Raw genomic sequence first — 25,223 nt, 5'->3', positions numbered from 1 at the left:
TGCGCTTATTTATTAAAATAGTATCAATTTAATCTCTCTTCATGATTCTTTACACCGCCAAAACTATTCTTTAGCAATTCTCTAACCTGAAACTGGGTTTTGTTTCGGGTGATATTTTGCCATTCGTTAAAATCGAAAAGGTGTATTGTTTTGGCATTTGGGTTGGTAACAAATGAAAGCCTTGCAATCGAATATTTATAATATTTTAATTCGTGCGATATATGTCTGTTTGGTACGACAACAAGTATGGTTTCCCATTTCAGGAATTCTGTTGCCGGCGGGATGTCTTCTCTTTCTGTTAAGCCAAGTGATTCAAAAAAAGCAATTATTTTTTGATCATTTAGTTTGTCAATTTTTTGGTCAATGCGCTTAATAGTATTAAGAAGCGTATTTTCGTCTTTAATAACACTCATGATAATACTTTTTTTAGTTGAAATTCAAGATAAAATTACATTAAAAGAGAATAATTTAACAAAGTATAGCCCGTAGAATGATTCTAAATTTTTTATCGCCTAATTTTCAGTTATACGTGCGAAAGTAAATACCATCAGGTTTTGATAAAATACTATTATTTTCGTAGGCTTAAAAGCGATATTTTTATCCCTGCTAGCTAACCACATTTTTATGAAAACTATTTCGTTCAGAGAAATTCTCCTGTATTTTATTGTTTTAATTTCGATTAGTTCATTCGCCCAGAACAAATCAGACCGGGAATTAATTTTAATCGATAAAGACTGGCGTTTTTCGTTGGGTCATTTGTATGATACTCAAAAGGATTTTGGCCATGCCGAAGGTTACTTCTCCTATTTGGCTAAAACCGGTTTTGGTGATGGTCCCGCAGCAACGGGTTTTGATGATCGCGCCTGGAGAAAAATTGATCTTCCGCATGATTGGGCAGTCGAGCAGGGTTTTAGCGAAAAGGCGAGTTACAGTCATGGTTTTAAAGCTTCCGGAAAAGGTTTTCCTGAAAAAAGTATTGGCTGGTATCGAAAAAAAATCAGTATTCCGCAAAGCGATCAGGGTAAAATTATATCGCTAAAATTTGATGGTGTTTTTAGAAATTCGAAAGTGTTTTTTAATGGTCATTTCCTTGGGACAGAAGAAAGTGGTTACAACGGTTTTGAATATGATATTACGGCTTATGTAAATTATGGAGGTGAAAACACCGTTGTGGTTCGTGCCGATGCTTCGATGGAAGAAGGCTGGTTTTATGAAGGCGCGGGGATTTACAGACATGTTTATCTGCAAAAAACAAATCCGTTGCACGTGATCCAAAACGGAACTTATGTAACTTCTGAAATTCAAAATGCTACTGCTGAGGTTACGGCCGAAGTTACTATTGAAAACAAAGGAAATTTTAAAAGTGCAATAGAAGTTTTACAAACGATTATTGATGCTTCGGGTAAAGAAGTAGCAACTATTACTGAAAATGCATCAGCTCCGGATTTTTATAAAACAGTAAAATTCACTTCAAAAATAAAAGTCAACAATCCTTTATTATGGGATATAGATGCGCCAAACTTATATCGTTTGCTTACGCAGATTAAACAAGAAGGGAAAATTGTAGACCGTTATGAAACGAATTTCGGAATCAGAACGATTAAGTTCGATCCTGAAAAAGGTTTTTTTCTTAACGGACAATCTGTAAAATTAAAAGGAACCAACAATCATCAGGATCATGCCGGAATTGGAAAGGCGCTACCAGACGAATTACAATATTACCGAATAAAAAAGCTCAAAGAAATGGGATCGAATGCCTATCGATGCTCACACAATCCGCCAACTCCGGAATTGCTGGATGCCTGCGATAAACTGGGAATGCTGGTAATTGATGAAACCCGTTTAATGGGAATTAACGATTATCATCTTAATGATGTAAAGCGAATGATAGAGCGCGATCGCAATCATCCGAGTATTTTTTGCTGGTCGGTTGGAAATGAAGAATGGAATATCGAAGGCGGAATCGTGGGCGAACGCATTACCAATATAATGCAGGGATTTAGTAAAAGCATCGATCCTACAAGGCCTGTAACGGTTGGAATAAGCAGTGGTTTTAAAAGCGGAATATCCTCGGTAGTCGAAATCATGGGCTATAATTATATGGGCAACGGAGATATCGATACTCATAGAAATGAATTTAAAAATCAACCCGGAATGGGAACAGAGGAAGGTTCGACTTTTGCAACCCGAGGTATTTATTTTACTGATGATGCTAAACATTATCAAAGTGCTTACGACAAGAAACCTCGCCCCACATTTTACAGTATCGAAGAGGGCTGGAAGTTTTATGCTTCAAGGCCTTATCTGGCCGGAATGTTTATCTGGACCGGTTTTGATTATCGCGGAGAACCAACGCCTTATGGATGGCCATCGGTAACGTCTTATTTCGGAATGATGGATGTCTGCGGTTTCCCGAAAGACAATGTTTTTTATCTAAAATCATGGTGGGGAAGCACACCGGTTCTGCATATTATGCCTCACTGGAACTGGAGCGGAATGGAAGGAAAGGAAATCGATGTCTGGGTACATTCTAATTGTGATGAAGTCGAACTTTTCCTGAATAAAAAGAGTTTAGGCAAAAAGAAAATGGAGCAATACGGCCATTTAGAATGGAAAGTAAAATATACGCCCGGAACTCTCGAAGCTATTGGATATAAAGAAGGAAAAAAGATTTTGACCGACATTCAAAAAACAACCGGAAATCCTGAAAACATAAAACTTTCGATCGATAAAGAAAATCCCTCAGATGCTACTGTTTCGGTTATAACAGTTGAAGTTACAGATAAAAACGGTGTTCACGTTCCAACTGCAAATAATGAAATTACATTTGCTATCAAAGGAGGGAAAATCTTAGGCGTAGGAAACGGAGATCCAATATCGTTAGAAAAAGATCAGTTTTTGGATGATATTACGCTTGTTCCTATTACTAATTTTGAAGAAAGAAAGCAGGCGTCTGTTGACAATGCAAATGAATCTGCTTTAGACGAAGCGAATGCCTGGAAAGAAGCTTTTAAAGACAGAGATTATAAAAATCAGGCGTCGGGATATATTTACAGAGGAAAATTTGAGCTGAAAAATAATTTACAATCAAATAGTGTTGATTTCTTTTATAAAAAAATAGGAACAAACGAGTCTGTTTTCGTAAACGGAAATTTAATTAATGCAAGTACAGACGATTCTCAAAAATATCATCTTGACAAAGCTGTTTTAAAAGAAGGAACCAACGTTATTACCATAAGAGCTTCGCCTTTGCAAAAAGTAAGAGACTGGGACGTTATGAATACAGATCCGGGAATTATCAGAGTAATAACCCCATCAGAACCGTGGAAACGTAAATTGTTTAATGGTTATGCACAAATTATTATTCAGAAAGAAGAGGGTGCAAATGATGTTGTTTTATCGGCTTCCGCCAAAGGACTAAAGGCAGGTGTTTTGAATGTTAATCAGAAGAAAAAATAAAGCTTTTATATTTTGCGGTAATATATGTCGCTCCGATGGAGCTTTGGCAAGGATATTTATAGAAAATTGCTAATCGCTATCATAAAACCCCAGCGGGGTGACATATAATAAAATTCACAGATTGTATTTTTTCAATGATCAGAAATAATCACATTTGTTTTTGGTTTCTTGGATTTGTTCATTACAAATAAAAGAAGCGGCAATGTCACAACAAAAAACAATCCAACAAGAAAAAAAGCATCCCGATAACTTAATAAAGAGGATTGTCTCAAAATAATATTTTCCGTCAGCTTAAGAGCTTTCAATTTGGCTTCATTATACGCAAAACCTTTGCTTTGAAAATATTTGATATAAGCATTTAGTCGATCCATCGCCAGAATATTGTATTGGTTAACATTCGATACCAATTCATTTCGATGTGCTGAAAATCTGTGCGCAACGTAAGTGTTGATGATAGAAACTCCAAAAGAACCGCCCAATTGTCGCATCATATTATTGAGTGCAGCTCCCTGACCAACATCTTTATCATTCAGAGAGGAAACAGCCAGCATGGTAAGCGGAACAGTTAGCAAAGCCATACCCAAAGCACGAAAAATAAGAGAAGTTGCTACGTCAGAAGCGCTGGTGTTTAAAGTCATTTCGGACATTCTCCAATTGAAATAAATGAATAATAGAAATCCTGACGCGATGATAATTACGGGAGAAATTCCTTTTTGCAATAATGTTCCGCAGGTTTTTAGGGCCAGCAAGGCAAATAAAGCTCCGGGAAGCAAAAGCAGTCCGGTTTGATAAGGAGAGAAACTCAAAAGACGTTGCGCCACAACCGGCGTAATATAGATAGAAATAAACATTCCGAATCCCGTTACAAAAGTCAGAATGGCGGCAATGCTCAAAGATTTACTTTTAAGCACCCGAAGATTTACAACGGGTTTATCTATCGATAATTCCCAATAAATAAAAAATAATAAGGTACTGACGGCAATAACGGTTAAAACAATAATATATCGTGTTTCGAACCAATCTTCGACTTCGCCTCTTTCCAGAACGGTTTGCAATGCGCCGACGCCAATGGCCAATAAGGCAATCCCTGTCCAGTCGACTTTGGTGATTTCCGGTTTAATGGACGGTTCGCGTAAAAGAAAATAGCAAGAAATCATTACCAGAATCCCAATTGGAACATTAATTAAAAAGATCCACGGCCAATCATGATTTTCTGTGATATAACCGCCAAGTGTCGGGCCAATTGTTGGTCCAATGAAAATTCCTGCTCCAAACAGAGCCCCTGCGGTAGATTGTTTGTCTTTTGGGAAAAGTTCAAAAACCACCACCTGAGAAATAGACAACAAAGCTCCACCGCCAATTCCCTGAAAGAATCTGAAAAATACCAGCATCCAAATGTTAGAAGAATGTCCGCACATAAAAGAACAAAACGTAAACAAAATAACCGAACCAATATAATAATTGCGTCGGCCTAAATTAGAGCTCAAAAAGTTTGTAATAGGTATAATGATCACATTGGCAATTGCATAAGCTGTAATCACCCACGAAGTATCTTCTAGCGTTGCACCAAGATTTCCGCTCATGTGAGAAAGGGCTACGTTTACGATCGATATATCAATCAGTTCCATAATAGCAGCCAGAATGACTGTAAAAATGAGCAGTTTTCGGTGTAATGGTGTCATAGTATCATTTTATACCGATTGGTATATTTTTGGTTAAAAAAAAAGGTTTAATTTATCGATATTAGCTTGAGATGCGTAAAATATTAAGCACATAGAAACATAGATTTTATAGTGATAAAAAGAATATAAAAAAGAAACACGTTTCTTTCACATAGTCGCGTCCCGAAGTTTCGGAACTGGACGAATTGATGTAAACTGAAACGCCTTTTTAAAGTTTATAAAATCTATGTTTCTATATGTTTTAAATTATGGTAACAGATGAAAAAATCCGCTCAATCTGCAAAATCTGCGTGAAAAAAATAGCCAGCACAGAGATTTAATTTAGAATTCGACAAAAACGATTCATTTAAGATCTTTTATAATTCTTTCTTAACGATATTGGTTTTAAGAAGATTAGAAGTGGCTCTTGCAATTAATCGGGTCTGATCTTTGTTCCATATTTCGCATTGTGCATTGACGATTTGTTTTCCTTTTCTAATAATGGCTGTTTTTGCAATAATAGTATCTCCAACAAAAGCAGGAGCAAAGTAATCTACAACAAGATTTATAGTTGTATAAAAAGTATCTTCATTTAGGGAAAACATCGTTGCTCCAATACAATCATCAGCAATGGCAGCGGTTACGCCTCCGTGTAAACTCTTCACCGGATTAGACATTTCTTCGCGAACCAAATATTTAAAGGTAACCGTTCCTTCTTCGGCAGCGACCACAATGGGTTTCATCCAAAGCATAAAAGGCGATGGCGAAGCTATAAATTCTCTGTCAATATGATTTTGTAATACTTGTAATCTCGTTAATTTTTCCATTAGGTTTTAGTTTATTTTTTAATACTGATCGGTATATTTTTAGTCAAAAAAAAGCAATTGTAGTGATTACTTTTATTCTAAGTCGTCTATGATTTTGTTTAGCGAAAGCATAATGTCAGATAAGTTCGAAAGATTTCCGGTGATTTTGGTAATCATGACGGCACCTTCGATAATGGCAATAATAGTCAAAGCTGTTTTTTCGGGATCAATGTCTTTGGCTTTAAATTCTCCCGCAAGGATTCCTTGTTCGATAAAGTAGACTAATTTATTTTTCCAGGCCATAATGGTGTTTTCGACTTTTTTTCTCAAAACAGGATGAGTATCGTCAGCTTCCGTTGCAGTATTAATAATAGGGCAGCCGCCTTTTGTAACCCTTAAATCGTAGTAATCTGAATATAATCTTGGGTATACCAATAATTTGTCTTTAAAAGTTGTTTGCTTTTCAATTTCTCTCGCAAAAGTGTCTTGGAGCTTTTTTACATTAAATTTAAACGCGGCAATAGCCACTTCATCTTTATTTTCGAAATTACCATAAATACTTCCTTTTGTAAGTCCGGTCGCCGCGGTAATATCACTCATCGAAGTGCCGCTGTATCCTTTCATATTAAAAAGAGGAGCAGTTTTCTCGATAATAAATTGCTTGGTTTTTTCAGCTTTACTCATGATTGGTAAAATTTAAACGCAAATATATACCGATTGGTATAATTAGGCAACATTTTTGGAATTTATTTTGTTTCAGATTTTCTCTGTGGTTAATTTTTTATTCTCATTTCAAACCTCAAACCTGAAATAAAAAAACTTCTTTATTTTTGTTTGATTTTCATAACTTTGCATCATGAAAGAGCAGTTAGATTTTCAGGCTTCTGAACTTGGTATAAACGATTTAAAGCTAAAAGGTTTTAAAGTATACGAAGTAAACGATACAATTAGTAAGATTCCGACCTATAATCGCAGGGATTTTTACAAGATTTGTATTAATACAAGTCAGAGTTTGATTCACTATGCAGATCGTGGAATAGAAACTGATGGTACTATTTTATTTTTCGGAAATCCTCATATTCCGTATTCATGGGAAATTATTTCGCCTCAATATGAAGGATATGCCTGTGTTTTTACCGAAGAGTTTTTAAAAGCAAACGATCGTTCTGAAAGTCTTCATGAATCGCCTTTGTTTAAAATTGGCGGAACACCTATTTTTACGTTATCGGCTGAGCAAAAAGTGTTTATAGATTCGTTATTTAAAAAAATGATCGAAGAACAAGATACCGATTATGTTTTTAAAGATGATTTAATTCGCAATTACATCAATTTGATTTTGCATGAATCAATGAAAATGCAGCCTTCGGAGAATTTCTTTAAACATAAAAATGCATCTTCGAGAATTACCTCTCTATTTTTAGAATTATTAGAAAGACAATTTCCTATAGAAACAAAAAATGAACCTTTGGTATTAAAAACACCACAGGATTATGCGCAAAGTTTGTCTGTACACGTCAATCACCTGAATCGTTCTGTAAAAGAAGTAACAGGAAAACCAACAACGGCGCATATTACAGAAAGAATCATTGGCGAAGCCAAAGCATTGTTGCAACACACTGATTGGAGTATTTCAGACATTGGTTATTCGCTGGGATTTGAATATCCGAGTTATTTTAATAATTACTTTAAAAGACTTACAGGAACGATTCCAAAATCGCTGCGATCGTAAATTGTTTCATATTCTTAATTTTTTGTTTGATTATTGTTATTTCTGATTGTCGTTGCTAAAGTAATTTTGCCCTCAGATAATTAGTATTAACCACTATCGGTTTTTCGCTGACTAAATATAACTTCTACAAAGCGCATTCTAGCTTTCTAATTTAGTTTCAGGCACTGATATACAAAAAGCAAAATAATTATGAAAGAATCAGAAAATCAATTAAATGAAACTATTTTCCCAAAAGGAGATTTGGCTTCAGCGGATTATTTTACAGGAAAAGCATGGGTGAAAATGTTAGTTCCAAATGATCCGGTTTTAAATACTGCAGTGGGTAATGTAGTTTTCGAAGCAGGCGCAAGAAACAATTGGCATACACATCCCGGCGGGCAAATTCTAATTGTAACACAAGGAACAGGATATTATCAGGAAGAAGGAAAACCAATTCAGTTACTTCAGGAAGGTGATGTTGTCAACATTCAGCCCGAAGTAAAACATTGGCACGGAGCTTCTGCGGATGGTCAGTTTACCCATATTGCAATTAGTACCAATACCGAAAAAGGTATTGTAGACTGGCTTGAACCAGTAACTGACGAACAATACAATAGCTTTAAATAAATTAAGTAAAAGTGTTGTTTGGCGAGATCTAACGATTAATTAACGGTTTTTGTTAGCTCTTATTTAAATAAAAATCAATCTCAAAAAATCAATTTTATGTCAACACTTTATACTTCCGCTATTGAAGAGGGACAAATCCCGAATACTTTTATGACTGGTAATGTTTCTTATAAAAAACAAACCAGCAATATTCATCCGGACAATACCATGATTAAAGAAATCTCTTTTGAGCCCGGTTCGAGATGCAAATGGCATATTAATGCAAGCTTACAATTATTTATCGCAACAGACGGAATTGGCTATTTTCAGGAAAGAGGTTCTGCGATTCGTTTGCTTCATAAAGATGAGGTAGTTACCATTTTACCTGGCGTAGAACATTGGTATGGCGCAACACCTTTTAGCCGATTCTCGCACATTAGCATTATCACAGAAATAGACAAAGGAAAAGGAATCTGGTTAGAAAGCGTAAGCGATGAAGAGTATTTTAGTTTTGGAAAATAAACTAAGTTTCTGAGTTGCTAAGGTTCTAAGTTACTAAGTAAAAAACTGAGAATCTTAAAAGCATATTATAAAAGAAAACTTTGCGACTTTGCGCGAAATGATATTTTTTTCAAGCAGATTCAAACAGATTTGAGCTAATGATTTTAAATCAAATTAAATCTGCGTGAAATTATCCACAACATAAAGCAAAAAAAGACTTTGTGTCTTAGTGCCTTCGTGGCATTTTAAAAACCTGAAATTTTAAACAAATATTTTAAATGGAAACAAAAAACATAAAAGCCTTTGGTACAGAAGCTGCCGAAGCACCGTTACAAACATTAGACATTCAGCGTAGAGCAGTACTAGCGCATGACGTAGAAATTGAAATTTTATATTGTGGAATCTGTCACTCAGATTTGCACTCAGCCAGAAACGAGTGGCATGGAACGATTTACCCAATAGTTCCGGGTCACGAAATTGTGGGACGTATAACAAAAGTAGGTGATCACGTAAAGGGGTTTAAAGTTGGCGATTTGGCCGGAGTAGGCTGTATGGTCGATTCTTGCAGAGAGTGTGAGCATTGTAAGGACGGATTAGAGCAATTTTGTGATCCTGGAAATACGCTAACGTTTAATTCTCCTGACGTTCATTTGGGCGGACAAACTTTTGGAGGATATTCTCAAAGTATTGTAGTAGATGAAAATTATGTACTACATGTTTCAGATAAATTAGATCTTGCCGGAGTTGCACCTTTATTATGTGCCGGAATTACAACGTATTCTCCACTTAAGCACTGGAATGTTGGTCCAGGACAAAAAGTAGGTATCGTTGGTATTGGTGGTTTAGGCCATATGGGAATTAAACTGGCAAAAGCAATGGGCGCTCATGTTGTTGTTTTTACCACATCATTGTCTAAAACCGAAGATGCAAAACGTTTGGGTGCAGATCAAGTAGTTTTATCTACAGATGCTGAACAAATGGCAAAACATGCAAAATCGTTAAATTTTATTTTAGATTGCGTATCGGCTCCACACGATATCGATTCTTATTTGAATTTACTTAAAGTAGACGGAACGCTTACGCTGGTTGGGGCTCCAATGGAACCACTTCCGGTAACATCATTTAGTCTTTTATTAGGAAGAAGAAGCTTTGCAGGTTCAAACATTGGCGGAATTGCCGAAACTCAGGAAATGCTGGACTTCTGTGCAGAACATAACATTACTGCTGATATCGAAATAATTGGTGTTAATGAAGTAAATGATGCTTACGAAAGATTACTAAAAGGGGATATTAAGTATCGTTTTGTAATTGATATGGCTTCTTTGAAGTAACTAAGTAACTAAGGTTCTGAGATACTGAGACAAAGTTTAAACACAATATTGTCATTTCGACGGAGGAGAAATCCTCGCGAGAAGCTCGACAAAGATTGGATTTGCGTTGTGAAGTTAATTATGGAAATTTACTTCATCTTTTTGCTAAGGCTCGAGCCTCTGTGCCGAAATGACAATCCTTTGCGATTTTACGCGAGATTTATTCGGCATAATATTATTTTTTTCTTAATTTAATGATAGTGACTGATAGCTATTGGGATTGCGAACTATAATAAATATTTAAAAGGTCTGACTCTTCAAAGTCAGACCTTTTTTTTTCTCTTTTAAAAATTGATACTATTTAATTATTAATTTTGAAATTCAATAACAAACCACTTTCTCTTGCAAAAACATTCGATTCCTATTTTATCTGTTGGCAATATACTCGGGGAAGAAACTTTGGGTATTACCTTATTTCGCCATAGTGTAAAGGGGAGAAATGAATTTGAGCAGCCACATAAACATGATTTTTACCTTGTGTTTTTTGTAGAGAAAGGTTCGGGAGTTCACAATGTCGATTTTACACAATATAATGTAAACGATTATCAGGTTTACTTTATCAGGCCGGGACAGGTACACAACTGGTCGCTTGATGTTGATACTTCCGGGTTTCAGCTGATGTTATCGGCAGATGTAATTAGTGTTTTTTCGAATTTAGGACAATTTTCGTTTTTTGAGCAAAGTGTTCCGTCTTGTCTTTCTTTAACCAAAAAAGAATTTGAGGAATTTAAAAACCATTTGCATGAAATAGAATTATTATTGTCTGATAACGATACACTTACCAAAGAAATAGTTTTGTTGCGTTTACATTTACTGCTAAAATTATTGCAAAAAGAATATTTGGTTCAATTTCCAGAGCATGATTCTTCGACTAAGCCGGAGAAAATAATAAAAGGGTTTACTATTTTAATTGACGATTATTTTAATAAAGAATCCTCGGTGAATTTTTATGCCGATAAATTAAATATTACACCAAATTACCTCAATATCCTTTCGCAGAAATATTTAAAGATTCCTGCAAGCGATGTTATAAAACAAAGAACCATTCTTGAGGCTAAACGTTTATTAACCAGTACCGATTTGTCTATAAAAGAAATTGGCTATCAGCTTGGTTTTAACGACAATACATATTTTAGTAAAGTATTTAAAAAATATGCCGGAAAAACTCCGGGCGATTTCAAAAAATTATAATTTTTACCATCTTTCTCCGTAATATTACCGTTATCATTTTGAGTTTATAACGATTTTTGCAATGCAATAAATACTATTGATTATTAGAGTGTTATTGTAAAATCGTATAACAAACTCAGAGAAGATAAAATATAATTTATGGAAGAGCATAAAATAAGCCGAAAAAAATTCTTAGGATTGGGAGCCGCAGCAACAGGCGCAGCTTTGTTTTCAGGAATTGGAGGAAATGCCGTTGCACAAGTATTGCCTGAAGAAAACAAAACAGCTTTAAGCGAATATCTTTTAATTAATGTGCGATTAGAAGATGGTTTTGAATACAATGAGAAGAATGAAGTAATTGCTACGAAAACAGCGCTTTATACAATTCATATTGCCAATGGTAAAATTAAAAGTATTACCACAGGAAAGTCGGCTTTGAAGTTGAAAACAGTTGATGCCAAAGGACTTTTGATGCTTCCGGGATTACGCGATATGCACATTCATATCGATAAAACGTATTACGGCAGCGGAACCTGGAATGCAGCGCCAAGAAAAGGATATACTGTAAAAGATATGATCACGCTGGAGCAAAAGTTAATCCCGCAATTATTACCGGATTCTCAGCATAAAGCCGAAGAAGCGATTAAACTAATGCAAAGTCAGGGAAGTTATTTTGCACGTTGCCAGTGTAATATCGATCCTGCAAGCGGACTAAAAAGTTTGGAACATTTGCAAGCGGCTTTAGATAAAAACAAAGATAGTTTTGGATCTGAAATTGTAGCTTTTCCGCAACACGGAATCCTATATTCGCAATGTGAACCTTTGTTAAGAGAAGCGGCTTCGATGGGAATTGATTTCATAGGCGGACTTGACCCGACAAACGTAGACGGAAATATGGAGAAATCCCTTGATGTCATGTTTCAAATTGCACTTGACAATAATAAAGGTGTCGACATTCATTTGCATGAATCGATACCGTCTGGTAAAGAGGCGATCCAATACATGATTAAAAAGACCGAAGAAAACAAACAGCTACAAGGAAAAACCTATATAAGCCACGGTTTTGCACTTGCGAAAATGGACCCAAAAGATTTGGAAAAAATCGCCGAGCAAATGGGAAATCTTGGGATAGGAGTAGTGTCAGGAATTCCGATTGGGAAAACGATAATGCCAATTCCAACTTTAAAAAAATATGGTGTAAAATTAATGACAGGAACCGATAGTATTGTCGATCACTGGCAGCCTTTCGGGACTTGCGATATGCTCGAAAAAGCAAAATTATGTGCACAATTGTATGGCTGGACGGATGAATATAATCTAAGCAGAGCTTTACACATCGCAACAAAAGATGAAATATTACCGCTTAACGATTCCGGAACCCGTGTTTGGCCAGCAGTAGATAACGAAGCCAATTTTATCTTAGTAAAAGCAAGCTGTTCCGCCGAAGCTGTAGCGCGTTTACCTAAAAGAGAAGGAGTTTTTTATAAAGGAAAAATTATTGCTGGCGCAATAGGTTCATAGGTGCAAAGGTTCAAAGGGAAAAAGGTTGAATGCGTTGTGTTGAAAATTATCTAGCAGTTCCGGAGGAACGAAACATATTGTAGGGATGGATTTTAATTCATTCTACATGGTTATTAAAACCTTTGTCCCTTTGCACCTCTGAACCTTTGTCCCTGAAAAAAAAGAAAAACCCCTCAAGCAATTCAACTCTTGAGGGGTTTTTAAAATAAATAATAACCAATTAAATTATTTTTTATCTAGTCCTTGTTTTAGCAATTTCGCGTGCTCCAAATGAGCCGTAAGCGGTGCTATATTATTTGATGCCCAAAGCTTAACATCTTCATCTTTTGCATCTTTAGTTGCTTTTTGCAACTTATCAATCGCTTTTTCGTGTCCATCGATCATCATATCAACGAACTTTTTATCAAAGTCAAGACCAGATTTTTCATTCAGTTTTTTATATTCCTCCTGACCATCTTCGGTAAGCGAAGTAGGTAAGGTGAAGTTTTTAGCTTTAGCCAAAGCACTTACTTCAGAAGCCGATTTGGTATGCTCATCAACAAGCATTTTTCCAAATTTCTTAACCTCAGGATTGGTACTTTTAGTTTGAGCCAGTTTTCCGATTTCGATTTCAGCAAGATTCACTTCTGCGATATCTACTAAAAATTCCGAATCATCTTTTTTATCATCAATTGAGTCAAATTTGGCTTCGTTACTATCTTCAGCAACTTCTTTTGGATCTTCTTGTTTTGTTTCGTTTTTACAAGAATTCAGGGAAACGATTAATAATCCTGCTCCTAAAATTACTTTTCCGGCTAATAATATTTTTTTCATGATTTATAAGTTTAAATGTTATGATGTAAAATTATTCAGATTGTGTGAAGAATGTCTTACAGTATTTTTGGATAATGTTACAGGATTTGGATTTATGAAAGATTAATATGTAATACAAATAGTATTATATTAGCACAAGAAAATCGCTTTTTGAACCATTACTTATTAAGGATTATGATAAAACCATTGCAAGTGCCTTTACTTATTATGATATTTCTATTTATAAGTTGTCAAAAAAAGATTAGCGATCTGGAATTTGAAAAAAATGTAATGACGGAAATTTTTCCAGATTTGATTGATTCTATTTGTATTGATTACAGAACGGTACTTAATCCGCTTCCTATTTATGGATTACTTACTTATGATGAAAATGGTCATCGTATAAGAGTTGATTCAACAATGGGTATGGAAGAGCAAAAACAAAGAATGGCTAAGTGGGAGCATAATCAAGAAGTAATCGAAAAAGATACTTCAAAATTAATTGTAGCATTCAATCCTAAAATAAAAAGTAATAATAAGGATTTAAAAGAATATTTAGAAGAGCATTTTAAAGTTACGGAAGTTTTTTATCCAAAAATAGAAGGAGATTCTATATACACTATAGATTTTAAAAATATCCCACTTAAAGGGAAATTTGAACTGAGAGACATTTCTGAGTTTCCAAAAGACAGACATGAATTTTGGAGAAAAAAGTATGATTTTGTTTTTTCGGGTGCAGTTTATTTTACAGGAATCCAATTTGACAAAAAGAGAAAATTTGGAGTCTTAGACGGTGGTTTTTCTTGTGGCAGACATTGCGGAATTGGCGTGAGGATTTATATCAAAAAAGTAAATGAAAAATGGATAATTGATAAAATAGATAACACTTCGGTTTCATGATAGTACTAAAAAAAGATTATAGGTCTGTTGGTTATTTTTATTGGAGGAATATTATTCATTGCGACATATGGAACTTTGTTGCAAGCAGTGATAAACTATATAAAAGCATCGACGAATAAAGATTTGAATTATCTATTAGCTTTCGCTGTAATAGTTTTTTTTTCTCGCTATAGCCATAATATTTATGATAAGATTTGGTTTGAAATTAATTAAATCACAAGCTGTTTTAGAAGATTCTATTGATGATATTGGATCTTGAAATAACGTAGAATAAAAAGCATTAAATTTAAAGAGTACTTTAATTTTAAAAACAACAACAAACATATAATCGATCTCAACTCTACAATGCAGCAGAAAATTTTAATAGCATTACTTTTTTTAGCTTCAATTCAATTAGCGGCACAAACAACTTATACAGGATTCATAGATAAGTATCCTATAGAATTGCTAACTGATATTGATTCAGATAGTTCAGGAAATGCCATTTATGCGTATTCTAATTATGATACTCCTATAGAGATAAGCGGAACTCTAAAAAATAAAGTCCTGACTTTTTATGAAAAAGATAAAACAGGTAAGAATACTTCTAAAATGACTTTTGAAAATTTTAATCCGAAAAGCAAGAAAGTAGAGGGAACATGGACAGACTTAAATACAAAGAAAGAACTTAAAATAACTTTGTCAAAAACATTTGAAATTGAATATGGCGATGCAGCAGAATGGGAAAATGTAGAAATTTTGCAACCGGTTTCTCTAGAAGGGAAATACTTTAAACTGATTATTTCAAGACCTAAAGGAGGATTTACGAAAGTAACAGGAGTTAAAATTCTGGAGAAAAAGACAGATAAGCTGATTCAGCAAATTGATTTAAAATGCGAGCTTTGGGGACTGAAAAATATAAATATCGGAGATTATAATTTTGATGGTATTGAAGATTTCTCTGTTTTCGAATCGAGTTATGCAGGGCCTAATACTTCAAGATTATATTTTTTGTATAATCCAAAGACTGGTAAATATTTCCAAAGTAGTTTTAGTGGTACCTCGTTGCAATTTGATAGTAAAACCAAAAGAATTGCTGAGCATAACCAGTGTTGTGCAGGTAGAATCGTTAATACTGCAGAATATAAAGTAGTAAACGATAAGATGGTTTTAATAAAACAAACTTGTATGGAATATGACGATAAAACGGGAGATTATAAAAAGGTAAAATGCGATTAAGTTTGTTTTTAATTTATAGAATAAAAATGAGAAGAAATTTATTGTTATGTTTAACTTTTATTGCATTGAATTCCTCTGAACAGTTAAAAGAATATAAGAGCCTTTATAGAGAGGATTTAATAAAAAACAGTTTTCCGAAGCATTCATTTATCAGATTCGTTGATTAGAAATTCTCATGAACCCGCTCTGAAAGAGCTATGGAACTAGTATGGTGCGAAGCACTATGACCAATATAATTTTTGTTTTTAAGCCCTGAAAAGGCGAAAGCTTATTAGCAAAGTAAAAGCTCATTATATTATTTGTGTAATAAAGTAAACAGTTTTTTGATAAATGTACAATAGATTTGCTTTTGCCCTTTCAGGGCGATAATCCCGCTTAACGCAGTTCGCAGTGCGTTGCACTGCGCTGCTTCTTTTGGGCCTTCAGTCCTTTTTGAGCTTTTAAGCAACTTCCTCATTGTCTCGTCCTTAAAATTTTTTACATATTTAAACTTAATCCTACAATAGATTTATAATTCAAATTGTTTCCAAACATAGGTATTGAAAACCTGTTGCTCTGAAAGAGCTTTAGCAATAGCATGGTGCGAAGCACTATGAGTGAGAGACAATTGTTGTTTTAGCCCTGAAAGGGCGAAAGCCTAATGGCAATGAATTTATAGAGATTTTATCAAAAGTTTTGTTCAATATTATATATTTATAAAAAACTAAATATTTAATAACCAAAATAGCCAGGAATGATTAATATAGATTTTAAAAAGGAGAAAGGTAAAATTGATAAAATTATAAATAAAGCCTTAGCCGATTATCAAAATGAAATAGATCTGATTAATATTGATGACTGGACTTTAAAGTCTAAAGAATTATTTATAGACAGATCGTATAATGGTTATAGTTCGCAAAGTACTCAGTTCATTAATACTAGTTTTCCAGATATTAGCAGTCTTGTAGATAGCAATGCCAGATTAATATTATACCTTTATACATCAGAGAGAGATTTTGAATTTGACTTGATTAAAAAACAATTAATTGCAAAAATTAAGAAATCTTTATAATGTTTGAACATCACATTTTAGGATTAATTAATCTTTTGGCGCGTTTTGCTTGAACCTAAAATTTTAAGGTGTTGTTTTATATATTAAGATTTAAAAATAATTAAATAAAGATGCCGAATATAGAATTCATAACAGGAATGAAGGTTTCTCTAGGAAACGAATTTGGACTTGTGATAGTATCACAAGCCGATCAGCCTGATTTTTGCGGAATAATTCGATGGGATACAATTAATGAAAATGATTTTGAAGATTGGAGAGGTCAATTTGGAACTTTTATCCAACTTGGAGGAAGAATTTTAAGTGAAGATTATAATTTTAGATTTATTAATTATGATGGTTCTAAAAAGTATTCTTAAATAAAAAAAGCCTCGATTCTTTAAAATCAAGGCTTTTTTGTTGTTATTAAAATCTAATTATAAACGTTACTCTACATCTAAATAAGGATTTAAAATTTCGGCTAATTCGTTGAGCAATAAAAACTGTTTTCTAATTTGATGATTTCCCGTTGAAGGGTTTCGTCTTTTCTGATAATTCCTAAGGCCAGTATGTAATTGGCCTGCCTTAGTGCTTTTTTCATTTCATTTGGATCAATGGTGGTGTTAAAGAAATTCATTATCCTGGTTTCGGCTTCTTTCGAAAGGGTGTTTGTACTCATATCTTAACATTTTACTGAATAAAAATCCTGTAGATAAAGTAGCTTGCTATTTTAAACGTTTATTGTTTTCCAATAATGCCACCATACCATAAGGGTTAAATTAATAATTCTTAATGTGAAGATTTAAGAATTGAAAATGTAGTAAAAATCTTTATTTTTTTTTAATAATTTTCTTATGAAAACGTATCTAGCCCTGATGGGAGCGGCATCGTTTTTATGGTGGGGTTCACCATAAAAAATACAGCGGACAGCAGGAAACAGCTCCTGAAAAATATAATGGTTTTTATTATAATCGATCTCTCATAGAGTTAATTATGAAAATAAATCGAAGAATTATATAACAGAGAATTCCTGCTTTTTGAAGAATTTTGATATAAGATATTTCTAAATCATTAATCTTTAAATTTTTCAGTCATGCCAGATGCAAGAATTCAAAACGAAAAACAATACCAAGCTCTTTTAGAAATAGGCTATAGCAAAGAAAAGGCAGCTCGAATTGCTAATACGCCAGATGCAGGTGAAAAAGGAGGAAGGGCAAAACCTTATGATGAATGGTCAAAAGCCGAATTGTACCAACAGGCCATAAAAGTTGGAATTCCGGGACGTTCTTATATGAATAAAAAGAATCTCGTTAAGGCATTAAGAAATAATTAAAAGCATTAAAAATAATAAAGCCACAGAGGATAGATAAACATGATATATCGGAAATAAATCTTTTTACATCCTTATCCCGATAATCATCGGGAGTGGCTAATATAAAAAACGAAACGACCATGAATGCAGCTGCAAAAACCGAAAAACTAATGAATCAATTGATCAAAACACCGCATTTGGTGATCGAAAAATTAGATTTAGTTTACATCAATAATCAAAGGCTGCCCATAGAGCGATGCGAAGGAGAGGATGGTTTTATTTATAAAAAAAATGGTCGTTGCATTAAGCAAAAAAGCGAATTGAAACGTTTTAGCAGTCTGGTGCTTCCGCCGGCATGGGTAAACGTTCAGATTTCGGATTTGCCAAACGGACATTTGCAAGCGGTGGGTCTGGATGTTAAAAACCGAAAACAATACCGCTATCACCCAAAATGGAATTTGATTCGCAACCAAACCAAGTTTTATAAAATAGCCGAATTTGGAAGCAAATTGCCTTTGATTCGAAAACAAGTCGATGAGGATCTGGAAAAGAAAGAATGGTCGAAAGAAAAAGTGGTCGCCCTGGTGATCAGGTTAATGGAAGAAACGCATATTAGAATTGGAAATGAAAAATACGCCAAAGACAATAAATCGTACGGACTTTCGACTTTAAGAAAACGCCACATCAACATCAATAAAAATTCGCTTCGGTTTGAATTTACAGGAAAAAAAGGGGTACAGCATACGATTACAACCCGTAATAAAAAATTGATAAAACTGGTAAGTCGCTGTGAGGAAATTCCGGGTTGGGAAGTTTTTAAGTATTATGATAAAAACGGCGAAAGAAAGGTTTTGGACAGTCATATGGTCAATGAATATTTGCATGAAATTTCAGGAGAATATTTTAGTGCCAAAGATTTTAGAACCTGGGCCGCATCAATCGTGTTTTTTGAAACCTTAATGGAAATTGGAACGACAAGCGAGGAAAAAGAAATCAAAAAGAATATCCTGACCGCTTTTGACACAACGGCCCAAGCTTTGGGAAATACGAGAAATGTATGCAAGAATTATTATGTTCACCCTTTGCTGGTTTCGACTTACGAAGACGGTTCGATTGAACAATATTTTGAAAGTGCCAAAAAATGTCGAAGCAACAGAGAGCACTTTTCGCATAGCGAAATTGCTTTTTCAGAATTAATACAAAACTATCAGATTAATTTATTGTAAATCAGGTTTGATAGGGCTAAGAAAATATTTTTCAGAGTTAATACATCTCTTTAAAAAGTATGAAATTTGAGTAACAAACAAAATCATTATTAACTAAAATCACAAGCTTATGTTACGTTATACAGTCATTTTTGTCATTCTTGCTATTATAGCCGGAATATTTGGCTTTGGTGGAATTGCCGCCGGAGCTGCAAGTATCGCTAAAGTTTTATTCTTCATATTTTTAGTCTTATTCGTTATATCTCTAATTAGCGGAAGAAAAAGTATTTAGTCAGCAAATAAATAACAATTAAAAAACGACACATATATCTCGGTAAATGTGTCGTTTGCATTTTTAAAAAAAACATAAAAAAAAGAATTATGGGAACTAAAAGCGGTGCTTACCAGGATGTCTACATCAAAAGAGAAGATGAGATGGTAAGCTTAAAAAACGATGTGACAGATTTCTGTGAAAAATATATAAAACCTGTACATCCTGAAAATTGGGATTGGTCGACACGCGATTTCGAAAATCCTGACAATGATCCCACAGTTGCCGAAGCAAGAGCAATAGGAAATGTTGTTTTTAACGATTTAAACGATCAAAAAGAAACAGACGTCGATTTGTCTACGATGAACAATGTGGAGTCGATTAAGGCTTATTTAGATCCAAAAAGCAAATACGAGGCTTTTAATATGGAAGAATTTGCTTTTGCGTTGAAAGTGGAACTCGAGCATGGAAAAATAAAAGATGTGAATGTAACCAATAATCATCCGTTTTTGACCGCGATGATTGCATTGGCGCACATGACCGAAAGTCTGACGTATTACAAAAGATTGAAAGTAATGGAAGCCGAAGGCGAAATCTACGAAATCATGCGTAAAATTGATAAAGTCACCATAGGAAAAGAGAAATTGCTTGAAGAGCTCATCAAAGCCGAAGAAGAACTAAAAGAGGCAAGGGCAGGACTAGCCGAACGCCTGGAAAAAATGGATGATATTCCGGTTTTGGAAATTATTGGAGATTAGTTTCTTTTAAGGTTCAAAGTTGCAAAGGTTTAAAGGGACAGAGGTTTTTTTTTGAGGGACAAAGTTGCAAAGGAACAAAGGTTTTTTAGGTTCATCGATATAAAGTGACAAGGTTCAAAGAATGCAAACGACAAAGTAATTAAACTCTGAACCTGCAACTCTGAACCTTTGTTACTTTTTTTAAACTTTGAACCTTTGTTCCTTTCTTTAGAATTTTCTTGGGTCATTATCAGGATATTCTACATTTTCTTCTTCCTGAACATCATCTTCGATGTATTCACTTTCCTCTTCCTCTTCTTCGTCATCGATATCTTCGAGAACATCTTCGGTTTCATTGAAATCTTCTTCTTCTCTTTCCAGTGAAGCATCAGACGGATTGTCTAATTCGTCGTTTACGTCGTCGATATTGTTCCCGTTTTGATCCAGTTCTTCTTCATACAAATCATCTGTGTTAGAGTTGAGGTCATTTTCGCTATGAAAATCATCGGTTAGATCGTCTTCATCATCTGTAAGTTCATCCGGATTAGGAGTGTCAGGATTATGACCGTTTCTAACGGTGTAACCACGCTCGGCTATTTCGCGATTATCAGTATCGCTTTCTTTCATATCGTCAATATAGTATAATTCTTCGTTTGTAAGATTATTTCTATCGGCTGTATTTGGATTCTGATTTCCGGGAACTCTATTCCCTTTTATCATGCTGTTTTTTTGATCTGTAGTATTCATGACATTTCGTTTTTAATATTACTAGATACAAATCTAATCAGGAAGAGAAACAATTGCATTATAGAATTATGACGTGTAATTGTATAATTAACAGATGGTTATGTTGAGGTTTGAGTTTTAGGCAAAAAAAAAAAAAGACCATTACCCAGTAATAGTCTTTTGTATTTCGCTTTTCAGATTTTCAAATCATTAATTATCGTTTCTTTCTAAATCGTCATCATCAAAGTGATCTTCGTCTTCGATATGCTCTTCTTCGTCAAGATCCTCGGCATCAATGATTTCGAATTCCTCATCCGGATTATTACTGATATAATCATCTTCATTAACAACCTGCTCTTCGTTAGGGATATTTTCGTTTCTAGTGATATTATCTTTTTTAAGAAGTTGATCAATTGCATTATCAATCAAAATTGCAGTGTCGATATCTAAATGTCCTCTTTGATATTTTTGTTGAAAATAAAGTTCGGCTTCCTGATACGTATGGTCTATATATGTTTCCATTATAATGTGTTTTTTAAAATTGTCCAGTTACAAATCTATCTCTCAAACCAAAAAAATATCTTACAGAATTCTAAAATCTCGTTGTATAATATGAAGGTGTTTAGAATACAACTTTAATAAAAAATAATATAACCTGACTGATAATCAAGATACTAATTTTATCAAATATTAATTAACAAAAATTATTACCATGAAAAGTACAGATAGTAAAAAAGAGACGGCTTCTAAACCAGAAGCAAAAAAAGGAGTGACAAAAGCAAAATCAGATGCAGCATCCGGATTGACTGAATTATTCGAAGACGGATTAAAAGACATTTACTGGGCCGAAAAAGCTTTAACTAAGGCAATACCTACCATGACCAAAAATGCGACGTCAGCGGACTTAATAGAGGCTTTAAACAGCCACTTGACCGAAACCGAAGAACATGTAAGTAGATTAGAGCAGGTTTTTAAACTAATTGGTCAAAAAGCTTCGGCAAAAAAATGCGATGCAATGGCAGGCTTAATCGAAGAAGGAAAAGGGATTATTGAAGAAACTGAAGTTGGAGTTGTACGTGATGCAGGTATTATCGCAGCAGCGCAAAAAATAGAGCATTACGAAATTGCCACTTACGGTACTTTACGTCAATTTGCCGAGACTCTAGGTTTAACCGAAGCAGCCAGTATTCTGGAGCTGACATTAGACGAAGAAAAAGGAGCCGATAAAAAATTAACAGAGGTTGCAGTAAATGCTGTAAATCTTGAAGCTGCAGAAGCAGATTAATTTTAAAGAGAAAATTTTAAAAAGTGCAGCTTTCGGGTTGCACTTTTTTTAGTTTATAATTTAAAAATTAAAGATTATGCCAGAAGGTCCGTCGATAATGACTTTAAAAGAAGAAGTGCAGCAATTTTCAGGACAAAAAATAAATGAAGTCTCTGGAAATAGTGCTATTGATATTGAACGCCTCGAGGGTAAAACCATTCTGGATTTTAAAACCTGGGGGAAACACTTTTTAATTTGTTTTGATGATTTTACGGTAAAAATTCATTTGCTCATGTTTGGAACGTATCGAATAAACGAACGCAAAGAAACCAAACCAAGATTAAGCATGATTTTTTCAAACGGAGAACTCAACTTTTATACTTGCTCTGTCAAAATTCTAGAAGGTGATATTAATCAATATTACGATTGGAGGGAGGATGTAATGAATAAAAAATGGGATCCGAAAAAAGCAAAACAAAGTCTGGATAAAAAACCGGACGAAATGATTTGCGATGCAATTCTCGATCAGAACATTTTTTCAGGAGTAGGGAACATTATCAAGAACGAAGTTTTGTACCGATGTAAAATTCACCCCGAATCTGTGGTGGGAAAAATTCCGTCAAAAGATTTAAAAAATATCATCAACGAATGTTCGATTTATAGTTTTGAATTTCTCAACTGGAAGAAAAATTATGAACTAAAAAAACATTGGCTGGCTTACACCAAAAAAGAATGTAAGCGATGTAATCTTCCCATTCATAAAAAGCAAACAGGGAAGGGAAAGCGAAGAAGTTTCTTTTGTACCAATTGTCAAAAACTACACATATGAAAAAACAGGTTTTAATAGGTTGTTCAAGCTTTAATAATCGCTTCTGGAAGGGAATTTTCTATCCTGACAACCTGTCAGTTTCGAGATGGTTTTCCTTTTATTGCCAGTATTTTAGCACCTATGAGTTCAATGGAAGCTTTTATAGGTTTCCAACGGTAAAAATATTTGAGAATTGGTACAATAAAACGCCGGAACATTTTGTTTTTTCTGTAAAAGCACCAAAAGAAATCACCCATATTAAGAAATTTGTGGATTGTGAATATCTAATAAATCAATTTTATATGATATGCCAGGCAGGCCTGAAAGACAAATTAGGCTGTATTTTATTCCAGTTTCCGCCTAGTTATCATTTTAGCGCTGACAGATTGCACCAAATCATAGGAAGTTTAGATTTAAAGTTTAAAAACGTCATCGAATTTCGCCACGAAAGTTGGTGGAATCAGGAAGTCTGGAATGCCTTCAAGGATAACAATATTATCTTTTGCAGTGTAAGCCATCCGCAATTACCCAATACTATTTTTACAGATTCGACCCTGATTTTCATAAGGCTTCACGGAACACCCAAGATGTTTTACTCGAGTTATTCACCTGAAGAATTACTTTATATAAAAGATGTAATTGTTTCAAAGTCAGCATTTGTGTATTTTAATAACACTGCAAGCGAAGCAGGGATTTTGAATGCTTTAGAGTTAAAACATATGTTGGAATAAGGTTTTTAAGGTTTAACCGCTAAGAGCGCAAGGATTTACGCAAAAGTCCGCAAAGTTTTTTAGCCACAGATTAAAAAGATTAAAAGGATTTTTAAAATCTATATAATCATTTTAATCTGTGGTTTATTTTTAACTTGTTGCTAACTTTGCGGCCCAAAAAAAGCCCGCAAAGAAATAATTCCTAGCGGGCTTTGCGTAAATCTTAGTGCTCTTAGAAGTTAAATTATCCTTATAAAACTACAATTTCAAGTTACCTTCAATTCCGTCATCCATTGTTTTTCCTGTTACAAAAGCAGTGGCCATTTTAGCAATTGCGACCATTTTTCCGTTTTTGTTATTCCAGTAATAACCATCTTCGGGAACTACTTTTATCACGCTTAAATTTGGGTCATCTTCGCCTTCCGGCATCCATATTTTTACAATAGGATCCCATAATTCTTTTATCGTTTCCCTGTCGTACGAGATACTTGCGGTTCCGTGTAAGGTTAGAAATTTATCATGTGGTTCAGAGAAAAATAACTCAACCTGAGGGTTAAGGCTAATCTCTGCATTGTGGCTGCTGTTTCGGTCTGATAAAAACCAAAGCTGGCCTAAATCATCAATTTTTTGCACAGACATTGGTCGCGATTGTAGTCTGTATTCATTATAAGTACAAAACATACATGTTTTAATGTTTTCTGCAAGATCTTTTATTTTATCTACAGCAAATTCGTTCGTAAGGTCTTTATGATCTCCCATGACTTTATTTTTTATAATTTATTAAATAATTTTTCGATTAAAGTTCTCATTTACTGAGTACTATGGTATTTTTTAATTTAAAACTTCATTATAGTAAAGTTGCTGATTTTATGACTTTTGAGCTTACACAATTAGATTTAAAAATTATGAGATTTCAATTACTAATTATCCGGATGATAATCTAAAAGACATTGATTTATCTATAAATTTGGTTATCTTTGAAGAAGAAAAATACCCAATTTTACAAAATACCATATGACTGATTTTACTATATTTTATACTGATGATGATGAAGACGATTTGAGCATTTTTACCGATGCAGTAGAATCATTACCAAAAAAAATACAGCTTCAGACATATTCTGGAGGCGAAAAATTATTGAATGCGATCTACAACCCGCCGCCAGTACCACATGTAGTTTTTCTGGATTTGAATATGCCGGGTAAAAACGGATTTGATGTTCTTACGGAACTTAGAAATTCTAAACTGCAAAATGATATTCCGGTAATTATTTTCTCGACTTCAAACGAGCCAAGTATAATCGAAAGATGTCGTAACTTGGGAGCTAATTACTTCATTACAAAGCCTGTTTTGATGAAAGATATTATAAAATCTATCGAACACGCACTGGAAATCGATTGGAAAAAATTCAATCCAACCGATAAAAACTTTGTTTATAAATCTTAGTGAAA

At 34.2% G+C, this 25,223-nt stretch carries 28 protein-coding genes; 19 read left to right on the top strand and 9 right to left on the bottom strand.

Going from position 1 to position 25,223, the window contains the following annotated elements; all coding sequences use genetic code 11:
- Nucleotides 1-23: 23 nt before the first annotated feature.
- Complete coding sequence (locus tag GIY83_RS10960; RefSeq protein WP_194616608.1) at nt 24-413, bottom strand: hypothetical protein; 390 nt, start codon at nt 411-413, stop codon at nt 24-26.
- A 211-nt stretch (nt 414-624) separates the two neighbouring features.
- Here GIY83_RS10960 and galA point away from each other — a divergent pair, with 211 nt between their 5' ends.
- Nucleotides 625-3,459, top strand: coding sequence for a beta-galactosidase GalA (gene galA, locus GIY83_RS10955; protein WP_194616609.1), 2,835 nt, complete (start codon nt 625-627; stop codon nt 3,457-3,459).
- A 131-nt stretch (nt 3,460-3,590) separates the two neighbouring features.
- Here galA and GIY83_RS10950 read toward each other — a convergent pair whose 3' ends face one another.
- From GIY83_RS10950 to GIY83_RS10940, 3 genes are all read right to left on the bottom strand, one after another.
- Entirely contained in the window at nt 3,591-5,141 is a 1,551-nt protein-coding gene (locus GIY83_RS10950; protein WP_208686931.1) for a DHA2 family efflux MFS transporter permease subunit, read from the bottom strand.
- A 356-nt stretch (nt 5,142-5,497) separates the two neighbouring features.
- A complete protein-coding gene (locus GIY83_RS10945) occupies nt 5,498-5,947 on the bottom strand; it encodes a PaaI family thioesterase (protein WP_194616611.1) in 450 nt (149 codons plus the stop codon).
- 72 nt (nt 5,948-6,019) lie between these two features.
- The gene (locus GIY83_RS10940; RefSeq protein ID WP_194616612.1) at nt 6,020-6,610 is read right to left on the bottom strand and encodes a TetR/AcrR family transcriptional regulator; all 591 of its coding nucleotides are present in this window, start codon (nt 6,608-6,610) and stop codon (nt 6,020-6,022) included.
- A 172-nt stretch (nt 6,611-6,782) separates the two neighbouring features.
- Between GIY83_RS10940 and GIY83_RS10935 the strand changes: the two genes are divergently transcribed.
- From GIY83_RS10935 to GIY83_RS10910, 6 genes are all read left to right on the top strand, one after another.
- The gene (locus tag GIY83_RS10935) at nt 6,783-7,655 is read left to right on the top strand and encodes an AraC family transcriptional regulator (RefSeq protein WP_194616613.1); all 873 of its coding nucleotides are present in this window, start codon (nt 6,783-6,785) and stop codon (nt 7,653-7,655) included.
- A 189-nt stretch (nt 7,656-7,844) separates the two neighbouring features.
- Nucleotides 7,845-8,261: a cupin domain-containing protein gene (locus GIY83_RS10930; RefSeq protein WP_208686929.1), complete on the top strand. Its 417-nt coding sequence runs from the start codon at nt 7,845-7,847 to the stop codon at nt 8,259-8,261.
- A 96-nt stretch (nt 8,262-8,357) separates the two neighbouring features.
- Nucleotides 8,358-8,762, top strand: a complete 405-nt coding sequence (locus GIY83_RS10925; protein WP_194616615.1) for a cupin domain-containing protein — start codon at nt 8,358-8,360, stop codon at nt 8,760-8,762.
- A gap of 257 nt (nt 8,763-9,019) precedes the next feature.
- A complete protein-coding gene (locus GIY83_RS10920; protein ID WP_194616616.1) occupies nt 9,020-10,072 on the top strand; it encodes an NAD(P)-dependent alcohol dehydrogenase in 1,053 nt (350 codons plus the stop codon).
- 381 nt (nt 10,073-10,453) lie between these two features.
- Nucleotides 10,454-11,302 carry an AraC family transcriptional regulator gene (locus tag GIY83_RS10915; RefSeq protein ID WP_194616617.1) on the top strand — a complete coding sequence of 283 codons (849 nt, stop codon included), beginning with the start codon at nt 10,454-10,456 and terminating at the stop codon, nt 11,300-11,302.
- A 138-nt stretch (nt 11,303-11,440) separates the two neighbouring features.
- Nucleotides 11,441-12,802: an amidohydrolase gene (locus GIY83_RS10910; RefSeq protein WP_208686927.1), complete on the top strand. Its 1,362-nt coding sequence runs from the start codon at nt 11,441-11,443 to the stop codon at nt 12,800-12,802.
- Nucleotides 12,803-13,027: 225 nt separating this feature from the next.
- On the opposite strand, the gene GIY83_RS10905 is transcribed toward GIY83_RS10910, so the two are convergent.
- A complete protein-coding gene (locus GIY83_RS10905; protein ID WP_194616619.1) occupies nt 13,028-13,615 on the bottom strand; it encodes a DUF4142 domain-containing protein in 588 nt (195 codons plus the stop codon).
- A gap of 174 nt (nt 13,616-13,789) precedes the next feature.
- On the opposite strand from GIY83_RS10905, the gene GIY83_RS10900 reads away from it, so the two are divergent.
- From GIY83_RS10900 to GIY83_RS10885, 4 genes are all read left to right on the top strand, one after another.
- Nucleotides 13,790-14,494: a hypothetical protein gene (locus GIY83_RS10900; protein ID WP_194616620.1), complete on the top strand. Its 705-nt coding sequence runs from the start codon at nt 13,790-13,792 to the stop codon at nt 14,492-14,494.
- A gap of 345 nt (nt 14,495-14,839) precedes the next feature.
- Nucleotides 14,840-15,712: a hypothetical protein gene (locus GIY83_RS10895; RefSeq protein ID WP_208686925.1), complete on the top strand. Its 873-nt coding sequence runs from the start codon at nt 14,840-14,842 to the stop codon at nt 15,710-15,712.
- Nucleotides 15,713-16,445: 733 nt separating this feature from the next.
- Nucleotides 16,446-16,763 carry a hypothetical protein gene (locus tag GIY83_RS10890; RefSeq protein ID WP_194616622.1) on the top strand — a complete coding sequence of 106 codons (318 nt, stop codon included), beginning with the start codon at nt 16,446-16,448 and terminating at the stop codon, nt 16,761-16,763.
- A 110-nt stretch (nt 16,764-16,873) separates the two neighbouring features.
- Complete coding sequence (locus tag GIY83_RS10885; RefSeq protein ID WP_194616623.1) at nt 16,874-17,119, top strand: hypothetical protein; 246 nt, start codon at nt 16,874-16,876, stop codon at nt 17,117-17,119.
- 101 nt (nt 17,120-17,220) lie between these two features.
- Here the strand turns inward: GIY83_RS10885 and GIY83_RS10880 are convergent, their stop codons facing one another.
- Nucleotides 17,221-17,418, bottom strand: coding sequence for a hypothetical protein (locus GIY83_RS10880; protein WP_347349825.1), 198 nt, complete (start codon nt 17,416-17,418; stop codon nt 17,221-17,223).
- Between the two features lie 414 nt (nt 17,419-17,832).
- Between GIY83_RS10880 and GIY83_RS10875 the strand changes: the two genes are divergently transcribed.
- The 4 genes from GIY83_RS10875 (at nt 17,833) to GIY83_RS10860 (ending at nt 20,285) form a co-directional block, all read left to right on the top strand.
- Entirely contained in the window at nt 17,833-18,072 is a 240-nt protein-coding gene (locus GIY83_RS10875) for a Rho termination factor (protein WP_208686923.1), read from the top strand.
- 119 nt (nt 18,073-18,191) lie between these two features.
- A complete protein-coding gene (locus GIY83_RS10870; RefSeq protein WP_208687182.1) occupies nt 18,192-19,277 on the top strand; it encodes a DNA topoisomerase IB in 1,086 nt (361 codons plus the stop codon).
- A gap of 109 nt (nt 19,278-19,386) precedes the next feature.
- A complete protein-coding gene (locus GIY83_RS10865; RefSeq protein WP_194616626.1) occupies nt 19,387-19,548 on the top strand; it encodes a DUF1328 family protein in 162 nt (53 codons plus the stop codon).
- Between the two features lie 89 nt (nt 19,549-19,637).
- Nucleotides 19,638-20,285, top strand: coding sequence for a DUF5661 family protein (locus GIY83_RS10860; RefSeq protein ID WP_194616627.1), 648 nt, complete (start codon nt 19,638-19,640; stop codon nt 20,283-20,285).
- A 207-nt stretch (nt 20,286-20,492) separates the two neighbouring features.
- On the opposite strand, the gene GIY83_RS10855 is transcribed toward GIY83_RS10860, so the two are convergent.
- Together GIY83_RS10855 and GIY83_RS10850 are read right to left on the bottom strand one after the other, a co-directional pair.
- Nucleotides 20,493-21,011 (bottom strand): hypothetical protein, encoded by a 519-nt coding sequence (locus tag GIY83_RS10855; protein WP_194616628.1) that lies wholly within the window; start codon nt 21,009-21,011, stop codon nt 20,493-20,495.
- 189 nt (nt 21,012-21,200) lie between these two features.
- Nucleotides 21,201-21,512, bottom strand: coding sequence for a hypothetical protein (locus tag GIY83_RS10850; RefSeq protein WP_208686921.1), 312 nt, complete (start codon nt 21,510-21,512; stop codon nt 21,201-21,203).
- Nucleotides 21,513-21,702: 190 nt separating this feature from the next.
- Here GIY83_RS10850 and GIY83_RS10845 point away from each other — a divergent pair, with 190 nt between their 5' ends.
- The 3 genes from GIY83_RS10845 (at nt 21,703) to GIY83_RS10835 (ending at nt 23,793) form a co-directional block, all read left to right on the top strand.
- Complete coding sequence (locus GIY83_RS10845) at nt 21,703-22,275, top strand: ferritin-like domain-containing protein (RefSeq protein WP_194616630.1); 573 nt, start codon at nt 21,703-21,705, stop codon at nt 22,273-22,275.
- 76 nt (nt 22,276-22,351) lie between these two features.
- Nucleotides 22,352-23,083 carry a DNA-formamidopyrimidine glycosylase family protein gene (locus GIY83_RS10840; RefSeq protein WP_208686919.1) on the top strand — a complete coding sequence of 244 codons (732 nt, stop codon included), beginning with the start codon at nt 22,352-22,354 and terminating at the stop codon, nt 23,081-23,083.
- Nucleotides 23,080-23,793: a DUF72 domain-containing protein gene (locus GIY83_RS10835; RefSeq protein ID WP_194616632.1), complete on the top strand. Its 714-nt coding sequence runs from the start codon at nt 23,080-23,082 to the stop codon at nt 23,791-23,793. The genes GIY83_RS10840 and GIY83_RS10835 overlap by 4 nt, the downstream gene beginning before the upstream one ends.
- Before the next feature lie 237 nt (nt 23,794-24,030).
- Here GIY83_RS10835 and GIY83_RS10830 read toward each other — a convergent pair whose 3' ends face one another.
- On the bottom strand, nt 24,031-24,531 hold the full coding sequence (locus GIY83_RS10830) for a pyridoxamine 5'-phosphate oxidase family protein (protein ID WP_194616633.1): 501 nt from the start codon (nt 24,529-24,531) through the stop codon (nt 24,031-24,033).
- Between the two features lie 255 nt (nt 24,532-24,786).
- On the opposite strand from GIY83_RS10830, the gene GIY83_RS10825 reads away from it, so the two are divergent.
- On the top strand, nt 24,787-25,218 hold the full coding sequence (locus GIY83_RS10825) for a response regulator (protein ID WP_194616634.1): 432 nt from the start codon (nt 24,787-24,789) through the stop codon (nt 25,216-25,218).
- Nucleotides 25,219-25,223: the final 5 nt, after the last annotated feature.

The organism is Flavobacterium sp. SLB02 (genome assembly GCF_009664855.1).
Lineage (GTDB): Bacteria > Bacteroidota > Bacteroidia > Flavobacteriales > Flavobacteriaceae > Flavobacterium.
This window is presented reverse-complemented; position numbering and strand designations above follow the sequence as displayed.

Bases quoted from the DNA above. Each gene is read 5' to 3' on its own strand.
- GIY83_RS10960 (WP_194616608.1), bottom strand. From the start codon at position 413: ATGAGTGTTATTAAAGACGAAAATACGCTTCTTAATACTATTAAGCGC.
- galA (WP_194616609.1), top strand. From the start codon at position 625: ATGAAAACTATTTCGTTCAGAGAAATTCTCCTGTATTTTATTGTTTTA.
- GIY83_RS10950 (WP_208686931.1), bottom strand. From the start codon at position 5,141: ATGACACCATTACACCGAAAACTGCTCATTTTTACAGTCATTCTGGCT.
- GIY83_RS10945 (WP_194616611.1), bottom strand. From the start codon at position 5,947: ATGGAAAAATTAACGAGATTACAAGTATTACAAAATCATATTGACAGA.
- GIY83_RS10940 (WP_194616612.1), bottom strand. From the start codon at position 6,610: ATGAGTAAAGCTGAAAAAACCAAGCAATTTATTATCGAGAAAACTGCT.
- GIY83_RS10935 (WP_194616613.1), top strand. From the start codon at position 6,783: ATGAAAGAGCAGTTAGATTTTCAGGCTTCTGAACTTGGTATAAACGAT.
- GIY83_RS10930 (WP_208686929.1), top strand. From the start codon at position 7,845: ATGAAAGAATCAGAAAATCAATTAAATGAAACTATTTTCCCAAAAGGA.
- GIY83_RS10925 (WP_194616615.1), top strand. From the start codon at position 8,358: ATGTCAACACTTTATACTTCCGCTATTGAAGAGGGACAAATCCCGAAT.
- GIY83_RS10920 (WP_194616616.1), top strand. From the start codon at position 9,020: ATGGAAACAAAAAACATAAAAGCCTTTGGTACAGAAGCTGCCGAAGCA.
- GIY83_RS10910 (WP_208686927.1), top strand. From the start codon at position 11,441: ATGGAAGAGCATAAAATAAGCCGAAAAAAATTCTTAGGATTGGGAGCC.
- GIY83_RS10905 (WP_194616619.1), bottom strand. From the start codon at position 13,615: ATGAAAAAAATATTATTAGCCGGAAAAGTAATTTTAGGAGCAGGATTA.
- GIY83_RS10900 (WP_194616620.1), top strand. From the start codon at position 13,790: ATGATAAAACCATTGCAAGTGCCTTTACTTATTATGATATTTCTATTT.
- GIY83_RS10895 (WP_208686925.1), top strand. From the start codon at position 14,840: ATGCAGCAGAAAATTTTAATAGCATTACTTTTTTTAGCTTCAATTCAA.
- GIY83_RS10890 (WP_194616622.1), top strand. From the start codon at position 16,446: ATGATTAATATAGATTTTAAAAAGGAGAAAGGTAAAATTGATAAAATT.
- GIY83_RS10885 (WP_194616623.1), top strand. From the start codon at position 16,874: ATGCCGAATATAGAATTCATAACAGGAATGAAGGTTTCTCTAGGAAAC.
- GIY83_RS10880 (WP_347349825.1), bottom strand. From the start codon at position 17,418: ATGAGTACAAACACCCTTTCGAAAGAAGCCGAAACCAGGATAATGAAT.
- GIY83_RS10875 (WP_208686923.1), top strand. From the start codon at position 17,833: ATGCCAGATGCAAGAATTCAAAACGAAAAACAATACCAAGCTCTTTTA.
- GIY83_RS10870 (WP_208687182.1), top strand. From the start codon at position 18,192: ATGAATGCAGCTGCAAAAACCGAAAAACTAATGAATCAATTGATCAAA.
- GIY83_RS10865 (WP_194616626.1), top strand. From the start codon at position 19,387: ATGTTACGTTATACAGTCATTTTTGTCATTCTTGCTATTATAGCCGGA.
- GIY83_RS10860 (WP_194616627.1), top strand. From the start codon at position 19,638: ATGGGAACTAAAAGCGGTGCTTACCAGGATGTCTACATCAAAAGAGAA.
- GIY83_RS10855 (WP_194616628.1), bottom strand. From the start codon at position 21,011: ATGAATACTACAGATCAAAAAAACAGCATGATAAAAGGGAATAGAGTT.
- GIY83_RS10850 (WP_208686921.1), bottom strand. From the start codon at position 21,512: ATGGAAACATATATAGACCATACGTATCAGGAAGCCGAACTTTATTTT.
- GIY83_RS10845 (WP_194616630.1), top strand. From the start codon at position 21,703: ATGAAAAGTACAGATAGTAAAAAAGAGACGGCTTCTAAACCAGAAGCA.
- GIY83_RS10840 (WP_208686919.1), top strand. From the start codon at position 22,352: ATGCCAGAAGGTCCGTCGATAATGACTTTAAAAGAAGAAGTGCAGCAA.
- GIY83_RS10835 (WP_194616632.1), top strand. From the start codon at position 23,080: ATGAAAAAACAGGTTTTAATAGGTTGTTCAAGCTTTAATAATCGCTTC.
- GIY83_RS10830 (WP_194616633.1), bottom strand. From the start codon at position 24,531: ATGGGAGATCATAAAGACCTTACGAACGAATTTGCTGTAGATAAAATA.
- GIY83_RS10825 (WP_194616634.1), top strand. From the start codon at position 24,787: ATGACTGATTTTACTATATTTTATACTGATGATGATGAAGACGATTTG.